The 18,481-nt window shown below is 52.1% G+C and carries 18 protein-coding genes; 6 read left to right on the plus strand and 12 right to left on the minus strand.

Annotated elements, in window-relative coordinates:
• Nucleotides 1–40: 40 nt before the first annotated feature.
• The 3 genes from pdxB to tctD all read right to left on the minus strand — a co-directional run bounded on the left by pdxB (nt 41) and on the right by tctD (nt 3,383).
• On the minus strand, nt 41–1,162 hold the full coding sequence (gene pdxB / locus IO95_RS04680; protein ID WP_023491217.1) for a 4-phosphoerythronate dehydrogenase PdxB: 1,122 nt from the start codon (nt 1,160–1,162) through the stop codon (nt 41–43).
• 144 nt (nt 1,163–1,306) lie between these two features.
• Nucleotides 1,307–2,722 carry a sensor histidine kinase gene (locus tag IO95_RS04685; protein WP_023491218.1) on the minus strand — a complete coding sequence of 472 codons (1,416 nt, stop codon included), beginning with the start codon at nt 2,720–2,722 and terminating at the stop codon, nt 1,307–1,309.
• Nucleotides 2,709–3,383 (minus strand): transcriptional regulator TctD, encoded by a 675-nt coding sequence (gene tctD, locus IO95_RS04690; RefSeq protein WP_023491220.1) that lies wholly within the window; start codon nt 3,381–3,383, stop codon nt 2,709–2,711. Before tctD ends, IO95_RS04685 begins: the two co-directional genes overlap by 14 nt.
• A 122-nt stretch (nt 3,384–3,505) precedes the next feature.
• Between tctD and IO95_RS04695 the strand changes: the two genes are divergently transcribed.
• Genes IO95_RS04695 through IO95_RS04705 form a run of 3 tightly spaced genes read left to right on the plus strand, consistent with a single transcriptional unit; the run spans nt 3,506 to nt 6,449 of the window.
• Nucleotides 3,506–4,486, plus strand: a complete 981-nt coding sequence (locus tag IO95_RS04695) for a tripartite tricarboxylate transporter substrate binding protein (protein ID WP_023491222.1) — start codon at nt 3,506–3,508, stop codon at nt 4,484–4,486.
• A 14-nt stretch (nt 4,487–4,500) separates the two neighbouring features.
• A complete protein-coding gene (locus IO95_RS04700) occupies nt 4,501–4,932 on the plus strand; it encodes a tripartite tricarboxylate transporter TctB family protein (RefSeq protein WP_023491224.1) in 432 nt (143 codons plus the stop codon).
• A gap of 11 nt (nt 4,933–4,943) precedes the next feature.
• The gene (locus IO95_RS04705; protein WP_023491226.1) at nt 4,944–6,449 is read left to right on the plus strand and encodes a tripartite tricarboxylate transporter permease; all 1,506 of its coding nucleotides are present in this window, start codon (nt 4,944–4,946) and stop codon (nt 6,447–6,449) included.
• Nucleotides 6,450–6,509: 60 nt separating this feature from the next.
• Here IO95_RS04705 and IO95_RS04710 read toward each other — a convergent pair whose 3' ends face one another.
• Nucleotides 6,510–6,962: a rhodanese-like domain-containing protein gene (locus tag IO95_RS04710; protein WP_023491228.1), complete on the minus strand. Its 453-nt coding sequence runs from the start codon at nt 6,960–6,962 to the stop codon at nt 6,510–6,512.
• A 92-nt stretch (nt 6,963–7,054) separates the two neighbouring features.
• Here IO95_RS04710 and IO95_RS04715 point away from each other — a divergent pair, with 92 nt between their 5' ends.
• The gene (locus IO95_RS04715; RefSeq protein ID WP_023491229.1) at nt 7,055–8,491 is read left to right on the plus strand and encodes a PLP-dependent aminotransferase family protein; all 1,437 of its coding nucleotides are present in this window, start codon (nt 7,055–7,057) and stop codon (nt 8,489–8,491) included.
• A gap of 102 nt (nt 8,492–8,593) precedes the next feature.
• On the opposite strand, the gene fabB is transcribed toward IO95_RS04715, so the two are convergent.
• On the minus strand, nt 8,594–9,811 hold the full coding sequence (gene fabB, locus IO95_RS04720) for a beta-ketoacyl-ACP synthase I (RefSeq protein ID WP_023491230.1): 1,218 nt from the start codon (nt 9,809–9,811) through the stop codon (nt 8,594–8,596).
• Nucleotides 9,812–9,980: 169 nt separating this feature from the next.
• On the opposite strand from fabB, the gene mnmC reads away from it, so the two are divergent.
• Nucleotides 9,981–12,002 carry a bifunctional tRNA (5-methylaminomethyl-2-thiouridine)(34)-methyltransferase MnmD/FAD-dependent 5-carboxymethylaminomethyl-2-thiouridine(34) oxidoreductase MnmC gene (mnmC, locus tag IO95_RS04725; RefSeq protein WP_023491231.1) on the plus strand — a complete coding sequence of 674 codons (2,022 nt, stop codon included), beginning with the start codon at nt 9,981–9,983 and terminating at the stop codon, nt 12,000–12,002.
• On the opposite strand, the gene IO95_RS04730 is transcribed toward mnmC, so the two are convergent.
• The 6 genes from IO95_RS04730 to prmB all read right to left on the minus strand — a co-directional run bounded on the left by IO95_RS04730 (nt 12,003) and on the right by prmB (nt 16,945).
• On the minus strand, nt 12,003–12,284 hold the full coding sequence (locus tag IO95_RS04730) for a YfcL family protein (RefSeq protein ID WP_023491233.1): 282 nt from the start codon (nt 12,282–12,284) through the stop codon (nt 12,003–12,005).
• 202 nt (nt 12,285–12,486) lie between these two features.
• Nucleotides 12,487–13,032 carry an elongation factor P hydroxylase gene (locus IO95_RS04735; protein ID WP_023491234.1) on the minus strand — a complete coding sequence of 182 codons (546 nt, stop codon included), beginning with the start codon at nt 13,030–13,032 and terminating at the stop codon, nt 12,487–12,489.
• Between the two features lie 95 nt (nt 13,033–13,127).
• A complete protein-coding gene (locus IO95_RS04740; protein WP_023491236.1) occupies nt 13,128–13,928 on the minus strand; it encodes a sulfite exporter TauE/SafE family protein in 801 nt (266 codons plus the stop codon).
• Nucleotides 13,929–14,068: 140 nt separating this feature from the next.
• A complete protein-coding gene (mepA, locus tag IO95_RS04745) occupies nt 14,069–14,896 on the minus strand; it encodes a penicillin-insensitive murein endopeptidase (protein WP_023491237.1) in 828 nt (275 codons plus the stop codon).
• An 11-nt stretch (nt 14,897–14,907) separates the two neighbouring features.
• Complete coding sequence (gene aroC / locus IO95_RS04750; RefSeq protein WP_023491238.1) at nt 14,908–15,993, minus strand: chorismate synthase; 1,086 nt, start codon at nt 15,991–15,993, stop codon at nt 14,908–14,910.
• A gap of 19 nt (nt 15,994–16,012) precedes the next feature.
• Nucleotides 16,013–16,945 (minus strand): 50S ribosomal protein L3 N(5)-glutamine methyltransferase, encoded by a 933-nt coding sequence (prmB, locus tag IO95_RS04755; protein WP_037384103.1) that lies wholly within the window; start codon nt 16,943–16,945, stop codon nt 16,013–16,015.
• Between the two features lie 177 nt (nt 16,946–17,122).
• Here prmB and smrB point away from each other — a divergent pair, with 177 nt between their 5' ends.
• The gene (gene smrB, locus IO95_RS04760; RefSeq protein ID WP_023491241.1) at nt 17,123–17,653 is read left to right on the plus strand and encodes an endonuclease SmrB; all 531 of its coding nucleotides are present in this window, start codon (nt 17,123–17,125) and stop codon (nt 17,651–17,653) included.
• Nucleotides 17,654–17,732: 79 nt separating this feature from the next.
• On the opposite strand, the gene sixA is transcribed toward smrB, so the two are convergent.
• Nucleotides 17,733–18,212 carry a phosphohistidine phosphatase SixA gene (gene sixA, locus IO95_RS04765; RefSeq protein ID WP_037384106.1) on the minus strand — a complete coding sequence of 160 codons (480 nt, stop codon included), beginning with the start codon at nt 18,210–18,212 and terminating at the stop codon, nt 17,733–17,735.
• Nucleotides 18,213–18,481: the final 269 nt, after the last annotated feature.

The following is an 18,481-nucleotide window of genomic DNA, read 5'->3' on the forward strand; positions in this document are numbered from 1 at the left end:
CTATTTATATGGCGACAGGGATTTCACCTTGCGCCACCGTTTAGCGAACAGAAAAACCGAGTCGCTGCAACAGTTCAGCACTGGCACTGTCATCACACTGTACCCGCAGTGATGACCATTCCCGTCGATCCGGGTAATACTTGCGCAGGCGGTCAAATTCACCGGGCAGCCCGGCAACCTGGCGCAATGGCGCATCGTCGCGGCGCACATCATACACCAAGTGAATCAATCGTTTTAATTTCCCTTCATCCAACGGACCGTGGCAACAGATCTCATTGAACTCCGCCACCGGTAACAGCGACGACAGCTCAATATCCTGGGGTTGCCCCAGGTGTTGTGCCAACGCGGCAAACACCTGTGTGGTGCCGCGCGCCTTGCCTTCCAGCGAATAACCGGCGATATGGGGGGTAGCAATATCCGCCCACTCCAATAACGGCACGCAAAGGTCCGGTTCCGGTTCCCAAACATCCAGTACCGTGCTCAGCCTTTTTCCGCGCTCTAATGCTTTCAGCAACGCGGCATTGTGCACCACCGCACCACGGCTGGCATTAACCAGGATCCGCTCATCCGGCAGCGCATCCAGCAAATCGGCATCCACCAGATGCAGCGATTTATAAGGCCCGGTTTTATTCAATGGGGTGTGGAAGGTGAGAATGTCTGCTTCTGCCACCAGTTTTTCCAGTGGCCAAAATTCACCACTCTCCCCACGTTCGGCACGGGGAGGGTCGCACAACAGGGTACGTACCCCTAATGCCTTGAGGCGCGCATCAAGGCGGGAGCCCACATTGCCCACGCCAACAATCCCCACCGTTTTATCACGCAAATGGAAACCATCCCGCTCTGCCAAGAACAGCAAGGCAGAAAACACATACTCCACCACCGCGATGGCATTACATCCAGGGGCCGCTGAAAATCCAATCCCCGCCTGCTGCAACCAGGCTTCATCCACATGATCGGTGCCTGCAGTGGCGGTGCCAACAAAGCTGACTCGCGTCCCGGCTAACAATGCCTGATTCACTTTTGTCACGGAGCGCACCATCAGTGCATCGGCATCAGCCAGTGCCTGCTGCGGGATAGGCCGCCCAGGAACCGCCTGCACCTCTCCCAGGCGCCCAAACAGTTCCAACGCATAGGGCATATTTTCATCAACCAGGATCTTCACGTTTCTCTCCCATCATCTTGCAATCGCCCTATTCTATACCCAAGCGCCATTAAGTTGCAGGCTGGCATCGACAGAAAAGTGGATCAAGTTTCAAGAAGCCGAGCAGTGCCCGCATTGCGCGGAGCAAGGCAGTTTTTTTGTGGTTTAAATAGCCGTAGGGATAAAACGAACAGATACCAGCAAGCCCCCTAACGAATCAGCTCGGGAGAGTTCAAGATGGGTGCCATGATAGGTGCAGATATCGTTCACCAATGCTAACCCCAGCCCAGCACCGGGCTGATCACCGGCATTATCCAGGCGATGGAAGGGTTGCAAGGCCGCCACCCGCTGTTCCTGAGCAATACCCGGCCCACTGTCTTCAATTTCTAACTGAATAAACTCGCTAGTCACTCTCACTCGTGCAGTGACCGTCCCACCGCTGGGGGTATATTTCAAAGCATTATCGAGCAAGTTGGCACATAATTCGGCCAGCAATAGCGCCTCTCCCGCCACCCAACAGGCATCAACACCTTCATAACCCAAATCGATCTGTTTACTGCGTGCCTCAGGTAAACATGAAAAGCAGGTATCACGCAATATTTGTACCAAATTCACCGGCTGTAACTGATGGTTGGCCTGTTGACCATCGCTCTTCAGCCGAGAGAGCGACAAAAGACGCGCGGTGAGCGCAATAGTGCTGTCTAGCGTTGCATTCATTCCTTCCAGGCTCTCACGCCATTGATCCGGTTGATTACTGGTCAAAGCGACGCCAACCTGAGTTTTCAGTACCGCTAATGGCGTGCGTAACTGATGTGCTGCATCCGCGCTAAACCGCTCTTGACGCGCCACCATCAAGCGTAACCGCTCGATATAACGATTAACCGCCAACAGTAAGGGCTGCATTTCCGACCAAGGTAAAACCATGGGTAGTGGTGTCAATTCTCCCGGATCGCGGCGCAACATCAGGCTGGAAAGTTTGCCTAAGGGTTTTAATACTTGTTTCAGTAAAATAAAGGCCAACGCCAAGGTCAAAATGACCACGCCCCCCTGACTGAGCAGCGCGCTTAACAGCATTTGTCGTGCTAGATAATGGCGCGACACCAAGGTTTCTGCCACCAGAATGGTCGCCACCCCCATAACACCCGCTTCATTAACTGGCTGAAAAAGGGCCGCCACCCGAATCGGCTGGCCACGATATTGCGCATCATAAAAATGCACCAACGCCGGATAAAGCTCGGAACGAGGCGTATCCTGTGGCATGGATGGCAAGTCGTTATAACCTGAAATCGTGGTTCCCTGCGGTGAGATGACTTGATAATACAAACGGTCATTCATATTACGCTCGAAGCTATCCAGCACCACATAAGGGACATCCACCTCCAGTTTCTGGTTACGCACCACCACCCTTTCCGCCACCGTCCGAGCGGAAGCCAACAAGGTACGATCATAGGCTAATCTGGCGGCATTCATGGCGCTAAAATAATGGATATAGATTGAAACGCTGCCCAGCACCAACAAGGGTAAACCGAAGAACAACATTAATTGATAAAACAGTGAGCGCGGTGCCTTAAACCACTTCATTGCACAACTCCAGGCTGTACCCCAGCCCTCTTAAGGTCATAATCGCCACATTACTGCCCAGCAATTTCTTGCGTAAGCGATGCACATACAGTTCGATACTTTCAGGGTTGGCTTGATCATTGAGGGTAAAAACTTGTTCAAATAACTGCATTTTGGCAACCGGCCGGCCACGACGATGGATTAACACCGTCAATACCGCCAGCTCACGCGGGGTCAGTGCCAGCGGTTGACCGTCCAAGGCAAAATAACCTTCATGGTGATAAGTGAGTGCACCGAATTCCAGCGCCTGTTGCGTAATACCGACACTGCGGCGCAGTAACGCACGGATCCTGGCCTCCAGCTCATCAAGCTCAAACGGTTTGGTAAGGTAATCATCAGCGCCCAGATTCAGCCCTTTCACACGATCAGTGACCTCCGTTCGCGCGGTCAGAAGCAATACCGGTAATGCCTGACCACGCTTACGTAAACGTGCCAACAGTTGAAAACCATCCAACCGTGGCAGGGCGACATCCAATACCACCAGTGCATACTTTTCATTTAATAGCAGATGGTCTGCAACCACACCATCCAAAGCGACATCCACAGCAAACCCCAGTCCGGTGAGGGCTTTCTGTAACCAGTGTGACAACTCCGGGTGATCCTCTACAAGCAAGAGACGCATATCACATCCTGTCAATTTTTCCCGACGGTGAAAGGTAAATGAAAGGTAAATGTTTTAACAAGATATTAACTACCTGTCAGGTGGCGATATCACAAACTGAAAGAAAACCAATGGGGAAAACCATGAAAAAAATAATGACTCATACCTTTACCGCCGCACTGTTGCTGTTAGCTGCCAATCAAACCTGGGCCATTGACGCACCAGGACGTACCGAATGTATCGCGCCGGCCAAGCCGGGTGGTGGGTTTGATCTCACCTGTAAACTCCTTCAAGTTTCATTACAAGAAACCAACGCCATCAACAAACCAATGCGCGTTACCTATATGCCCGGCGGCGTTGGCGCGGTAGCCTATAACGCGATTGTCGCCCAGCGACCAGCAGAATTTGGTACCGTTGTCGCATTCTCGGGCGGTTCGTTACTGAATCTGTCACAAGGCAAATTTGGCCGTTATAACGTTAATGATGTGAAATGGCTGGCGGCGATAGGCACAGACTATGGTGCCATTGCTGTGCGTGCGGATTCCCCCTACAAAACACTCAACGATCTGATGGAGGCCTTCAAAAAGGATCCTAACGCAGTGGTATTTGGTGCTGGTGCCTCTATTGGCAGCCAGGATTGGATGAAAACTGCCTTGCTGGCACGGGAAGTGGGTATCGATCCTCACAAGATGCGCTATGTCGCCTTTGAAGGGGGTGGCGAACCGGTCACCGCACTGCTCGGTAACCATATTCAGGCCGTATCCGGTGACCTCAGCGAAATGGTGCCCTATTTGAATGGCGATAAACTGCGGGTACTGGCGGTCTATGCTGAACAACGTCTACCCGGGGATCTCGCCTCTGTTCCCACCGCTAAAGAGCAAGGATACAACCTGGTATGGCCTATCATCCGTGGCTTTTATATGGGGCCTAAAGTGAGCGAGGCCGAATATCAATGGTGGAACGATACTTTCAAGAAATTGGTAGAAACCGAGGAATTCAAAAAACAACGTAATTTACGCGGTCTGTTTGAATTCAATTTAACGGGGCCAGAACTGGATGCCTACGTGAAACAACAGGTTAACCAATACCGTGAAATGGCTAAATCATTTGGTCTCGCCAAATAACCCAGGAACATGCCATGAGTGAACGTATTTTTGCCGGTTTATGGTTGTTGCTGTGTCTCGCTGGTCTGTTTGTCGGCTGGAATATTCAAAGTGAATATAGCTATGAACCGCTGGGGCCACGCCCCTTTCCGCTGGTTATTCTAAGCCTGATGGCCTTGTGTGCCGCCCTATTGTTATTCAGTAAGCCACAAGTGATCGCTTGGCCGCACCATAAAGTCCTGCAACGCCTGCTGGTCTTGGTCATCACCTTGGTGCTTTACGCCTGGGGTTTCGAATGGCTCGGCTTCCCTCTGGCCACCACCCTGCTGACCTTCAGTATTGGCATGCTATTCCAAGCCAGCCTGATTGCAGCGCTGATCTCTGGCGTTGTCATGAGCATTTCACTGTTCTACGCCTTTGATTATTTACTTGATGTCACGCTGCCACTCGGCATTTGGCTAAGTTAACAGGAGCTATGATGGAAACCTGGCAATATTTATCACAAGGTTTTGAAGTGGCTCTGCTACCACAAAATCTGGTCATTGCACTGATTGGTTGCTTCGTCGGTACCATCGTTGGGTTATTACCCGGTCTTGGGCCAATTAACGGCGTGGCAATCTTGCTGCCGTTGGCCTTTGCACTAAAATTACCCGCCGAATCGGCGTTGATTCTGCTGGCGACGGTATATATCGGTTGTGAATACGGTGGGCGTATCTCTTCAATTTTGCTGAATGTCCCTGGGGATGCAGCCGCCATCATGACCGCACTGGATGGTTACCCAATGGCGCAACAAGGACGTGCCGGGGTGGCGCTGTCTATCTCCGCCGTCAGTTCTTTTTTCGGTTCACTGATCGCCATCAGTGGAATTATTCTGTTTGCCCCCATCCTGGCCCGCTGGTCGCTGGCATTTGGTCCGGCAGAGTACTTCGCATTAATGGTATTTGCTATTGCTTGCCTGGGCAGCATGATGAGTCAAAACCCATTGAAATCGCTGCTGGCGGCGTTGATCGGCCTGGGCTTAGCCACAGTAGGGGTCGATGCCAACACCGGGGTTTATCGCTTTACCTTCGACAGCGTACACCTTTCCGATGGCATTCAATTTATCGTGGTGGTGATTGGTTTGTTCTCTGTCAGTGAAATCCTGCTGATGCTGGAAAATACCAGTGGCGGGCAGAAATTGATCCGCAAAACGGGGCGTATGCTGTTTAACCGTAAAGAGGCTGCAGAGTGCGTCGGCCCGACCCTGCGTTCATCGGTGATTGGCTTTTTCGTCGGTATTTTACCGGGGGCCGGAGCTACCATCGCCAGTGCGCTAACTTATATGACCGAGAAAAGGATCAGCGGTAACAGCGACTCATTCGGCAAGGGCGATATTCGCGGTGTCGCAGCACCGGAGGCGGCCAACAACGCCTCCGCCTGTGGCTCGTTTATCCCGATGTTAACCTTGGGGGTCCCAGGCTCCGGTACTACCGCGGTAATGTTAGGCGCATTAACGCTCTATAATATTACCCCGGGCCCGGCGATGTTTACCGAACAACCCGATATCGTCTGGGGGCTGATTGCCGCACTGCTGATCGCCAACGTCATGCTACTGATTATGAACATTCCGTTAATCGGTCTGTTCACCCGCATGTTGAACATTCCATTGTGGCTGCTAGTTCCCGCAATTGCTACGGTCTCGGCAGTGGGTGTTTATGCGGTTCACAGTACTACCTTCGATTTACTGTTGATGGTTGGGCTCGGGGTGTTTGGCTATATTCTACGGAAATTGCACTTTCCCATGTCGCCACTGATCCTGGGTTTTGTGCTGGGTGAAATGCTGGAGCAGAACCTGCGCCGTGCGTTATCTATCAGTAACGGTGAGTTTGCTATTCTGTGGAGCAGCCCGATTGCGCAATGTCTCTTAGTGCTGGCGCTCGCCGTCTTGATCTTGCCACCGGTGCTGCGCAAACTTCGCCAACGCCGTTTGTCCACTGCTGAGTAAATAGAGAACAAGTCACCCAAATTGGCGGGATACTCCGCCAATTTAATCAACCTTATGCGGTTAGCAGCCGCACGCCAGATGACTTTCTTCACCTTGCATGCTGCCCGGCTGATCACCCAGCGCTAACGGATGACCATCACGCTGCCAGAAATCCAACCCGCCTATCAGCTCTTTCACCCGGAAGCCGAGTTTTGCCAACTTGTAAGCCCCGTTAGTCGAGCCGTTACAGCCAATGCCATCACAATAGGTCACATAAACTTTGTTCCGGTCGAGATGGCGGGTAGTGGTTTCATTCATTAGACGATGGAGGAAACTGATTGCCCCGGGGATATGCCCTGCACCATACAAAGCCTCGGATCGCGTGTCGATCACCACAATATCGCCAATGCCATTACGCAGATCTGCTGCCACATCGGCAGAATCCGTGTAATAGCTCAGCTTTGCGGCCAAGTAGTTTTGACTCTCGGCTGCCGTTGGTGGGGGAAAAGCTAACACTAGTGAAACGTCGCCCATGGTCATTGCTCCTGTCTGGCTAAAATTTAATGACAATTTTGCCTGATTTTGGTCTTATCAATAAGACCCATTTAGCCAGCACAATAAGACCAATGACACGCCAGATACTGATTCCCTTGTTTCAACAGGCAAAAAACACTGCAGGAACACGACGTGAACAGGTGTGCAGTAGTTTACGCAATGCCATTCATAGTGGGGCACTGCCTATCGGGCAACGCTTGCCTTCATCCCGAGTGCTGGCGGCTGATTTGAATATTTCACGTGTTACTGTCGAATCTGCTTATTCACAACTGGAAGCGGAGGGGTATCTGCAGCGTAAAGTGGGGGTGGGTACCTATGTTTCAATCCAAATTATCAAGCCGCCCAAGACGCCTCGACCTTCTCGGTTATTACAACTTTCTCAGCGCGGTAACCAAATTGTCCAAACCGGGGGTTGCCAGGACCCACTACAACCACAAGCCTTTGCCGCTGGCTCACCAGAACTGCGCGCTTTCCCACTGAAACTATGGAAACAGATCACCAACCAACAATTACGCATCAGAGGGGAGCAATTACTGCGCTACGGTGATCCACAAGGCTACCGGCCACTGCGCGAGGCCATTGCCGGTTACCTTGGTCAGACGCGCGGAGTGAACTGTGATGCACAGCAGGTCATCATCCTCACCAGTTCACAACAAGCATTACAGTTAATTGCCACCTTGTTACTCGACCATGGTGATGATGTGTGGATGGAAGAACCTGGGTACGTGGGGGCGAGAAATGCCTTTATCAGTATCGGTGCCAATCTCATCCCCGTCAGCGTCGATCAGGATGGGCTACAACCCAATAACACCCTCCCTGCTCCACGTTTGATCTACGTAACACCGGGTCACCATTATCCCACAGGTGTCGCGCTGAGTCTGGAAAGGCGCTTGATGCTGTTAGAGACTGCACGGAAAAACCATGCCTGGATTATTGAGGATGATTACGACAGCGAATTTCATTACACCGGTCAACCGATGCCTGCACTGCAAGGGGTTGATAACCACGGTTCGGTGCTGTACGTCGGCACCTTTTCCAAAACATTGTTCCCATCACTACGCTTGGCTTATCTGGTTGTCCCGCCGACGTTAGTTAATGCATTCACTACTGCACGCACCCTGTATGACGGGCATAGCAACCAATTGATGCAAGCGGTAACGGCAGAGTTTATTCAACAAGGGCATTTTGCCGCGCATATTCGCTATATGCGCCAGCTTTACCACAGCCGTCGTGATTGGTTGTTAACTCAAATCGAACAGCATTTAAAGCATGTTGCTACACCACAAGCGGCGAGTGGGGGTTTACAGCTCACGGTATGGCTACCCACGGGTCAAGAAAGCGCGTTAACCAGGCAGGCACAACAATTGGGCGTTATCACCCCCCCGCTATCCAGGCAGTATCAAACGACTGCGGCACAACGTGATGGTTGGTTGCTTGGGTTTTCTGCATTAACACCGGGTGAGATTAGTTTGGCAGTTGAACGACTCAGCAGAATCAAACTGCCTTAATCAGAGGGAAACCGCTACGCTCACCTGAGCACAGCTAAAAAAAGTTCAGGCACGGTAAACCGTGCCTGATAACTCAATACATTGACTGCGAATAGCGCTTGATTACGCTAGTTTACGCATCACCAATGTCGCGTTAGTCCCGCCGAAACCGAAGCTATTGGACATCACAGTGGTCAGTTCACGTTTGGTCGGTTCGGTGACAACGTTCATGCCCACCGCTTTCTCATCCAGGGTCTCGATATTGATGCTCGGTGCAATAAAACCATGCTCCAGCATCAGCAGGCTGTAAATTGCTTCCTGCACACCCGCAGCACCCAGTGAGTGGCCGGTCATCGCCTTGGTAGCCGAAAGCGCCGGGACCTGATCACCAAATACTTCACGGATAGCCCAGAGCTCTTTAACATCGCCAACCGGGGTCGAAGTACCGTGTACGTTAATGTAATCGATGGGGGTATCCACACCACTCATGGCCATTTGCATACAACGCACCGCACCTTCACCGGATGGTGCCACCATATCAGCGCCATCGGAAGTGGCACCGTAGCCCACCACCTCGGCATAGATATGCGCACCACGGGCCAGAGCATGCTCCAGCTCTTCAACCACCACCATACCGCCACCACCGGCGATGACGAAGCCATCACGGTTGGCATCATAGGTGCGAGAGGCTTTCTCTGGCGTATCGTTATACTTGGTCGACAGGGCACCCATCGCATCAAACTCGCAGGCCATTTCCCAGCACAGTTCTTCACCGCCACCGGCAAACACAATATCCTGTTTACCCATCTGGATCTGTTCTACCGCATTACCAATGCAGTGAGCAGACGTGGAACATGCAGAACTGATTGAGTAATTGACACCATGGATTTTAAACGGTGTCGCCAGACAAGCAGAAACACCGGAAGCCATCGCTTTGGTGACCACATAAGGGCCAACCGCTTTCAGGCCACGTGGGCTGCGCATGGCATCGGCACCGAACACTTGAAAACGGGGTGAGCCACCGCCTGAACCAGCCACCAGGCCAACACGCGGGTTGTTCTGATAAACCGACTCCTCTAGCCCAGCAGATTGAATCGCCTCCTGCATAGCCAGATAAGCATAAATCGAGGCATCACTCATAAAGCGAACCACTTTACGGTCAATCAGGCCAGTGGTATCGAGCTTAACATTGCCCCATACGTGACTACGCATGCCGGAATCTTTCAGCTCCTGAGAGAAGGTGATCCCAGAGCGTCCTTCCTGCAAACTTGCCAGAACTTCCTGCTGGTTGTTACCAATGCTGGAGACGATTCCCAAGCCAGTAATCACTGCACGTTTCATTCGGTACCTCTTCCACTATTTCACATTCGGGATTTTGTTCGCACTTTAGCGTACAGTTGTACGCCGAACAAGTCCGATCAGAATAATTCTCTATTAATACCATCTTGTTTGCACCGCTACCCGCCCCTGGTTAAAATCACCCCATCCCTTGAATAACGAGCCTCTTACCGTGAGCCATGCCCCCATCCAACCCGCAGCATTAAGCTGGAATGAACAGGGTACACCTGTTTCGAAACAGTTTGATGACGTCTATTTTTCCAATCAGGATGGGTTACAAGAAACCCGTTATGTGTTTCTTGCCGGTAACCGATTACCGCAACGTTTCACTGAGCACCCCCGCGCTCTATTTATTGTCGCTGAAACCGGTTTTGGCACCGGGCTAAATTTTCTTGCCCTGTGGCAAGCATTTGCCGATTTCCACCACCACCACCCTGCGGCTCACTTGCAACGGTTACATTTCATCAGTTTTGAAAAATTCCCTTTGCAGCAGGCTGATCTGGCTGCCGCCCATGCACAATGGCCAGAGTTGGCCCCTTTCGCCGATGAATTACGCAGCCAATGGCCATTGCCTTTACCCGGCTGCCACCGTCTGCTGCTTGCCGAAGGGCGCATCACGCTCGACCTGTGGTTCGGTGATATCAATGATTTGTTAGCGCAGCTTGACAGTAGTATGAATGGTCAAATTGATGCCTGGTTCCTTGATGGTTTCGCACCGTCAAAAAACCCCGATATGTGGAGCGATGCGTTATTTGCCGCCATGGCACGTTTTGCACGCCCGGAAGGGAGTTTTGCGACCTTTACCGCAGCAGGATTTGTGCGGCGCGGATTGCAACAGGCGGGTTTTAATGTCACCCGCAGTAAAGGGTTTGGCCAAAAACGTGAGATGCTCATTGGGCAATTACCGGTTAACACCGCGCCTGTGGCACATCAGGCCCCTTGGTTCCTGCGCCCGGCGGCAAAAAACCGTGATGATATCGCCATTATTGGCGGTGGCATCGCCAGTGTACTCACCGCTTTAGCCTTGTTACGCCGTGGCGCCAAGGTGACGCTCTATTGTGCCGATACCCGCCCTGCCACGGGGGCCTCTGGCAACCGCCAGGGCGCACTCTATCCGTTATTGAATGGTTCCGGTGATGAGCGAGAAAATTTCTTCAGCAACGCCTTTCTCTTTGCCCGCCGCCAGTACGATGCTCTGTTACAGCAAGGGGTCAGATTCGATCATCAATGGTGCGGCGTCAGCCAGTTGGCTTATAACCAGAAAAGTGCCGCCAAGATTGCCAAAATAGTAGCCACTGACTGGCCCCCGGCCTTGGTACAACCGGTTGATCACCCCACTCTGAGCCATCTCTGCGGCATTGATAGCGGCGTTGGTGGTATTTATTACCCCTTGGCAGGGTGGCTATGCCCAGCAGACTTGACTACCGAGGCCATGGTTCTGGCGCAACGGCAAGGATTGCACTGCTACTATCAGCATCGGCTCACTGATTTACAGCCGCTGGCTGAAGGCTGGCAACTACTTTTTGCCAATGGCGAAGCACGGCAACATGCCACGGTGATCCTGGCGAATGGCCACCAACTCTCCACTTTGGCGCCCTGCTCCGCACTACCGATCTATGCAGTGCGCGGCCAGGCTTCACATATTCCAACCACCCCAGCCTTAAGTGCATTAAAACAGGTGCTGTGTTACGAAGGTTATCTGACGCCGGTCAACCCGCGCCATCAACAGCACTGTATCGGTGCCAGTTACCAGCGCGGCATATCAGAAACGCACTACAGTGAAACAGAACAGCAAGAGAACCGTACACGCCTGCTGCGTTGTCTGCCGCAACTGTCATGGCCGCAGCAGGTCGATATCAGTGACCAGCAAGCACGCTGTAGTGTACGCAGCGCCACCCGCGACCATATGCCCATGGTCGGTGCCGTGCCAGACTATGCCGCCACATTGGCGCAATACAGTGATTTGCAGCAGCAACGGCAAGGTGGGGAAACCATTGCCCCAGCACCGCTCTATTCGGGGTTGTTTATGATTAGCGGGTTGGGTTCACGCGGCCTGTGCTCCGCGCCCTTGGCCGCAGAAATCCTGGCGGCCCAGTTGTTTGCTGAGCCATTACCTGGCGATGCTCAGATGCTGGCAGCGCTAAACCCAAACCGTATGTGGATCAGAAAATTATTAAAGGGACGGGAGGTTTGACTAGTTAGCCTGCAACGCGGCTTGATACAGCTTCTGCCACATCTCCAAGACTAACACTTGGTCGGGCGGGGAAAGTTCCCCGGCCTTGATGGCTTTATCCAGGCTGCTCTGCACCCGTGCGTCGAGTTGTTCGGCACGCTGCTCCCCTTGTTGTTCCGACTCAGCTACCGCCAAAGTCAGATGACCGCGTAAGTAGCCACCAGCAAATAGCTCATCATCGCTGGCCTGTTCTACCCTATCATCAATCAGTGCCAGAATGCGTGTTTCGAACTCTGCGATCATCTTATTTCCTCTTGTCGTGCTTATGATTCAAATGACATAACGGTGGCTGCCACTTAAATCGGTCATGGGTTACGTCAGTTAATACCCGTCGCCATTCAAACTGCAGCGGTGTTGGCTACCTTTACTCACCCCAGGAACGATCTCGTGTAAGCTCCTGGGGCTTCGCTCAGTTGCCGCCTGCCTGCAACTTGAATGAACTTGGCTAAAGATCTTCCGGATACGGGAAGTGCTCAGCGGCGAGCGGAGGCGTATGGTAAAACGATTGTAGTGCTTGAATAAAGCGTGCTGGGCGTGTGGGTATGCCTTTTTCGAGCAACTCCAGCACTCGGGTACGCACTTTCCGCTGGAAATCAATGCGATCCGGCTCAACATCACCACTAAGATTGTCGCAACTGACATTGAACGGGAACCCTGCGGCTACGCAAAACATCCACTCCAACGCCTGGGGATTGATCTCAACCACTTCAAATTGCTTTTGTGTCTGCGCATCACGCCCATCCGGGCAATACCAGTAACCAAAATCCACCAGTTTGCGGCGCTCGGCACCGGCAATGCACCAATGGGAAATTTCATGCATCCCGCTGGCATAATAACCGTGGGCAAAGATAACCCGATGATAGGAAAATTGCTCATCAGCAGGCAGATAGATAGGTTCATTGTCGCCTTTAACCAGGCGGGTATTATAGTCTTCACTAAAACATTGATTAAAAATTTCAATCAGTTGTAAATATTGGTGTTGCTGTGACATATAAAAAACTCAAATAACCATAAAATAAGTAGGCATTATATACCGAAGGGGTTTTACGTTTCAGCTATGCAGTACCAGCGCAAGTTCAAATACCACTAAAAAAACCCGGCCAACCACTGCTGAATTTCCGCCCCATGGCTATCGTAGAGCAGCTTACCACTCATCAGTAGTGACACCACGACGATCATTGGCCGGATCAGTTTTTGCCCTTTGGTCAGCACCATTCGTGCCCCTAAACGCGCCCCCAACACTTGCCCCACCAGCATCACCAGGCCAATGGTCCAGACCACGTTCCCACCCATGATAAACATCACCAGGCTACCCAGGTTAGAAGTAAAGTTTAATACCTTGGCATGTGCTGTCGCTTTAGCCAGATTGAAACCACACAACGTCACATAAGCCAGGGCATAAAACGAACCGGCACCGGGGCCAAAGAAACCGTCATAAAAGCCGATACCGGCCCCAGCAATCAGGCCAAAAGCCAATGCACCCACACGGCGCTGACGATCGTTTTCCCCCAAGCGTGGGGTTAACAGGAAGTAAATGCCGATACTGATCACCAGCAAGGGTAACATCTGGCGCAACAAGTCAGAGCGCAGGTGCTGAACCAGAATCGCGCCAATCACTGACCCTATCAGCGTCAGGAAAATCGTCAGTTTCTGGGTATTAAGATCCACCACCCGACGGCGAACAAAATAGAGGCTGGCAGAAAATGAGCCGCCAACTGATTGCAGCTTATTGGTGGCCAACGCCTGTGCCGGAGGCACCCCCGCAGCCAACAATGCCGGTACCGTCAACAACCCACCACCACCAGCGATTGAATCAATAAACCCAGCAAACAGCGCCACAAAAAACAGTATTCCGAGTATTTCGGGAGCTAACGCCAGCCCATCCATAAGTTTTCTGCCTAAAAAATGGAACCATGCCTAATTCATGCCAGTGCAGCCCTAAGAGCAGGGTATTGACCCGTCGCCATTTAAGGCTGCAGTAGCATTGGCTTCCCTAACCCAGCTCGTTACAGCGAGATTATGCTTGCTCAGCGCTTGGCAAAGTGATTATCCAACAACGCCTGACAGGTTGGCGGCAATGGTGGCGGCTCAGTCTTGACCGGGTTGGCGTTAGGTTGGTGTGGTTTAAACCAGCTAGCCAGTTCGGCTCCGCAGCCGTCACCATCTGGAGGTGGCGCTTGATCCTGACATTCCTGGCTCCCCGCAGGGCAACGCAAACGCACATGCATATGCGCGCGGTGAGCAAACCACGGGCGAACCTTGTGTAACCAACTACGATCTGACCCAGCATCCTGACATAGACGCTGTTTGATCGCCGGGTTGACGAAGATACGTGTCACTTCACTGTCTTGAGCAGCCAGTTTGATCAAGGATTCGATTTGTGGCTGCCACAGACGATCTACCACCTGCTTACCATCCGCCGCGACCAGATCAATCGGTTGCGGTTTGAGTAATTGCTGGGCACTCCAACGTTGCCTTGGCAATTGTAACCAGATGTCCACATCCAGCCCAGACTGGTGGCTGGCGTGGCCGCTACTAAAGCGCCCCCCAGCAGGCATCGCCATATCCCCAATCAACACCGTTCCCAATGATTTCTGACTAGCCTGCTGACTGAGTCGCTGGATAAATGCCACCAAGTCCGGGTGACCAAAGTAACGCCGTTGATCGGTACGCATTACCTGATAATCCGCAGAATTCACCGGCAAGGATTGTGCGCCAATAATGCACCCGTTGGAGAATTCACCGACAGCTTGGGGAGTGCCACTGACCGGGTTATTGATTTTTTGCCACGGGGTTAGCGCCATGGCAGAACTGGAGGCAACCAAGGCGGCAATGACTAACATCCATTTTTTCATTGTTATTACCCTTACCAGCGTGGAACGTCAGAAATCACATCGCCATTTTGCGCCCGTTGCCGCAGCAGATGGTCCATCAGCACTATCGCCATCATTGCTTCCGCAATCGGTACTGCGCGGATGCCCACACAAGGGTCGTGACGCCCACGGGTCACCATCTCCATCTCTTCCCCCTGGCGGTTAATGGTACGGCCCGGCACCATGATGCTGGAAGTGGGTTTTAACGCCAAATGGGCAATCACTGGCTGCCCGCTACTGATCCCGCCGAGAATACCGCCGGCATGATTACTCTGGAAACCTTGTGGGGTGATCTCATCACGGTTTTCGCTACCGCGCTTGGTGACCACCGCAAAGCCGTCGCCTATCTCCACCCCTTTCACGGCGTTAATGCTCATCAAGGCATGGGCCAAATCAGCATCCAGACGGTCAAAAACGGGTTCACCCAGGCCAACGGGGACATGCTCCGCCACCACCGTGACTTTGGCCCCAATAGAATCGCCCTCTTTCTTCAGCGCCCGCATCAATTCATCCAGCTGTTCCAGCTTGTCGGGATCCGGACAAAAGAAGGGGTTTTGTTCAACTTGCTGCCAATCTTTCAGTTCACAGTACACTTCACCCATCTGAGCCAGGTAGCCGCGTACTGTTACCCCAAATTTTTGCGCTAGATACTTTTTGGCGATAGCACCCGCCGCCACGCGCATCGCGGTTTCACGTGCCGATGAACGGCCACCACCACGATAATCACGCACACCGTATTTCTGCTCATAGGTGTAATCAGCATGGCCCGGACGGAAGAGATCTTTAATCGCACTGTAATCTTGCGAACGTTGGTCGGTATTTTCGATCATCAAGCCGATGCTGGTCCCGGTGGTCACCCCGTCAAATACGCCGGAAAGAATGCGTACCTGATCCGGCTCGCGGCGTTGTGTGGTGTAACGTGAGGTGCCTGGCCGACGACGATCCAGATCGTGCTGTAAATCAGCCTCTGTTAACGGGATGCCGGGGGGCACACCGTCAACAATACAACCCAATGCCACGCCGTGAGACTCACCAAAGGTGGTAACACGGAAAAATTGCCCAATACTGTTGCCTGCCATCCCGGCTCCTTACCGTTGGTTAACTACGATAGATGCTGAAGTGCTCTTTGCAATCAATCAGTTGTTGTTTGGTCAGCATAAATACGCCATCACCACCGTTTTCAAATTCCAGCCAGATAAACGGAATATCCGGGTATTGCTCCATCAGGTGTACCATGCTGTTACCCACTTCACAAATCAGCACACCCTGCTCGCTCAGGTAGTCTGGCGCACAAGCCAGTATGCGGCGCACCAGTTTCAGGCCATCACTCCCGGCAGCCAACCCCAGTTCCGGCTCACAGCGGAACTCTTGCGGCAAATCAGACATATCTTCCGCATCGACATAAGGGGGATTGGTGACAATCAGATCGTACTGGATCAACGGTAGTTCACGGAATAAATCAGAACGGATCGGGATCACCTGGTGCTCAACACCATGTTGCTGAATATTGCGCTCAGTCACCGCCAAGACATCAGTGGAAATATCCACCGCATCCACTTCTGCTTCCGGGAAAGCATCCGCACAAGCAATGGCAATACAACCACTGCCGGTGCACATATCCAAAATATGGCGAGGTGGATTGGGCAGTAGTGGACTGAAGCGATTATTGATCAGTTCAGCAATCGGTGAGCGCGGAACCAATACGCGTTCATCAACATAGAACTCCATGCCACAGAACCAGGCTTTGTTGGTCAGGTAAGCTACCGGTATACGCTGACTCACCCGGCGGATAACCCGCTCGACAATGCGATGACGTTCACTGGAGGTCAAACGCGAAGTATACATCTCTTCAGGAATGTCCAGCGGTAGGAACAGCGTAGGTAAAACCAACTGCACCGCCTCGTCCCACGGATTATCTGTTCCGTGACCATAGTAGATGTCGGCCGCATTGAAACGGCTCACGGCCCAACGCAGCATATCCTGGATGCTGTACAGCTCACTCACTGCTTCTTCGACGAAAATTTTGTCCAATTTACCCTCCAGCAGACAAGCTGTTTCATGATTTATCGGCATAGTTTGCCATGAAGCCGACGACAAATCAGCAGCTATAACGGCAACAAAGGGCTCACGGATTAAGTTTTGCGTCGACAGCACCTCTCGACAAGGTAAACTATCGCCATAGAGTGAATGATATTCAGTGAGTTAATGATGAAGAATAGTCACCCGCTGAGCAAAGACGAATTGCAGCTCTTCAGGGAATCGGTCGCGGGCACCAGAAGGTTGCGGCAGGATACTATCGTCCATCCCAAGCCCAAAATAATCAGCAGGAAAGTGACGCCTCAACGCCTGCTGCAAGAACAGGTGGATGCCAGTTTTTACTTTTCTGATGAATTTCAGCCACAGTTAGATGCTGAGGGGCCCATGCGTTATGTTCGCCCGGGTTATAACCATTATGAATTGAAGAAGCTACGCCGGGGGGATTACATTCCAGACCTGTTTCTCGATTTGCATGGTTTGACACAATTGCAAGCCAAGCAGGAACTGGGGGCGATGATCGCCGCCTGTAAACGCGAACATGTCCATTGTGCCTGCGTAATGCATGGTCATGGAAAACATATTCTTAAGCAACAAGCGCCACTGTGGTTGGCACAACACCCAGATGTACTGGCGTTTCACCAGGCCCCAAAAGAGTGGGGAGGGAATGCGGCGGTGTTAGTGCTGGTGGAGCTAACAGAATAGAATATAGCCGCCGTCATTTAACTCAACGGCAGCGGCAGGTCACTATGCCCTCTGTTACGACCAGAGGGACAGGAAATAGTTACATCGAATCGATATTGGAGGGGCTGCACTGCCAGACAAACTTGCCACTAGCGCCATTAACATCCAGTTCAACGTTAGCAATCGCCGAAGTGGCAAACATCGGGGGGCATTCACCCGGGCAGAGTTCAGCAACCAGATAGCCAACCAACGGCAGATGGGAAACGATCAACACCGCTCCAACCCCTTCTTTCGCCAATGCTTGCAGGTAACAACTTACCAGCCCAGCATCACCACCCGGCGTCAGCTCAGGAAGTACCTCTTCACCGTCTGGCAGGGTTAATACTTCACGTACCGTTTCTAAGGTCTGCATGGCCCGCAGATAAGGACTGACCAGAACGCATTCAATATCCACTGATTTGGCATTCAGCCAAGTCGCCATTTGTTGCGACTCATCTCGACCACAGGTTGTCAGGGGTCTTACTGAATCACTGGCGGCATCCATTGCCGCCTCTCCGTGCCGCATAATAAAAACTTGCATATTGCACCGCTGTTGTTGACAAAATAGCGCTATACAGGATGGTATCGCCGTGTTGAGTTTATCAATTCCAACTCCAACCAAAATGAATAGCGATGACACTTTTCCTTTCCATACCCAGCTTAAATAACGGCCGGTATCATAGCGGTGAGGCATTTTGCCTGAAAGTTCGTATGAAAGAAAACGCTGTTTTTACACCACTTGAGCACCAAGGTAAACCCATCACAGCTTAACATCCACACGTAGATCACAATACGCGACGTTACTCCTCC

Source organism: Serratia sp. DD3, from assembly GCF_000496755.2.

Coding starts and splice junctions, on each gene's coding strand:
- IO95_RS04740 (WP_023491236.1), bottom strand. CDS start 13,928: ATGGATGGGCTGGCGTTAGCTCCCGAAATACTCGGAATACTGTTTTTT.
- IO95_RS04705 (WP_023491226.1), top strand. CDS start 4,944: ATGGAAACCTGGCAATATTTATCACAAGGTTTTGAAGTGGCTCTGCTA.
- IO95_RS04695 (WP_023491222.1), top strand. CDS start 3,506: ATGAAAAAAATAATGACTCATACCTTTACCGCCGCACTGTTGCTGTTA.
- IO95_RS04715 (WP_023491229.1), top strand. CDS start 7,055: ATGACACGCCAGATACTGATTCCCTTGTTTCAACAGGCAAAAAACACT.
- aroC (WP_023491238.1), bottom strand. CDS start 15,993: ATGGCAGGCAACAGTATTGGGCAATTTTTCCGTGTTACCACCTTTGGT.
- smrB (WP_023491241.1), top strand. CDS start 17,123: ATGAAGAATAGTCACCCGCTGAGCAAAGACGAATTGCAGCTCTTCAGG.
- IO95_RS04735 (WP_023491234.1), bottom strand. CDS start 13,032: ATGTCACAGCAACACCAATATTTACAACTGATTGAAATTTTTAATCAA.
- IO95_RS04710 (WP_023491228.1), bottom strand. CDS start 6,962: ATGGGCGACGTTTCACTAGTGTTAGCTTTTCCCCCACCAACGGCAGCC.
- mepA (WP_023491237.1), bottom strand. CDS start 14,896: ATGAAAAAATGGATGTTAGTCATTGCCGCCTTGGTTGCCTCCAGTTCT.
- IO95_RS04685 (WP_023491218.1), bottom strand. CDS start 2,722: ATGAAGTGGTTTAAGGCACCGCGCTCACTGTTTTATCAATTAATGTTG.
- IO95_RS04700 (WP_023491224.1), top strand. CDS start 4,501: ATGAGTGAACGTATTTTTGCCGGTTTATGGTTGTTGCTGTGTCTCGCT.
- tctD (WP_023491220.1), bottom strand. CDS start 3,383: ATGCGTCTCTTGCTTGTAGAGGATCACCCGGAGTTGTCACACTGGTTA.
- IO95_RS04730 (WP_023491233.1), bottom strand. CDS start 12,284: ATGATCGCAGAGTTCGAAACACGCATTCTGGCACTGATTGATGATAGG.
- fabB (WP_023491230.1), bottom strand. CDS start 9,811: ATGAAACGTGCAGTGATTACTGGCTTGGGAATCGTCTCCAGCATTGGT.
- sixA (WP_037384106.1), bottom strand. CDS start 18,212: ATGCAAGTTTTTATTATGCGGCACGGAGAGGCGGCAATGGATGCCGCC.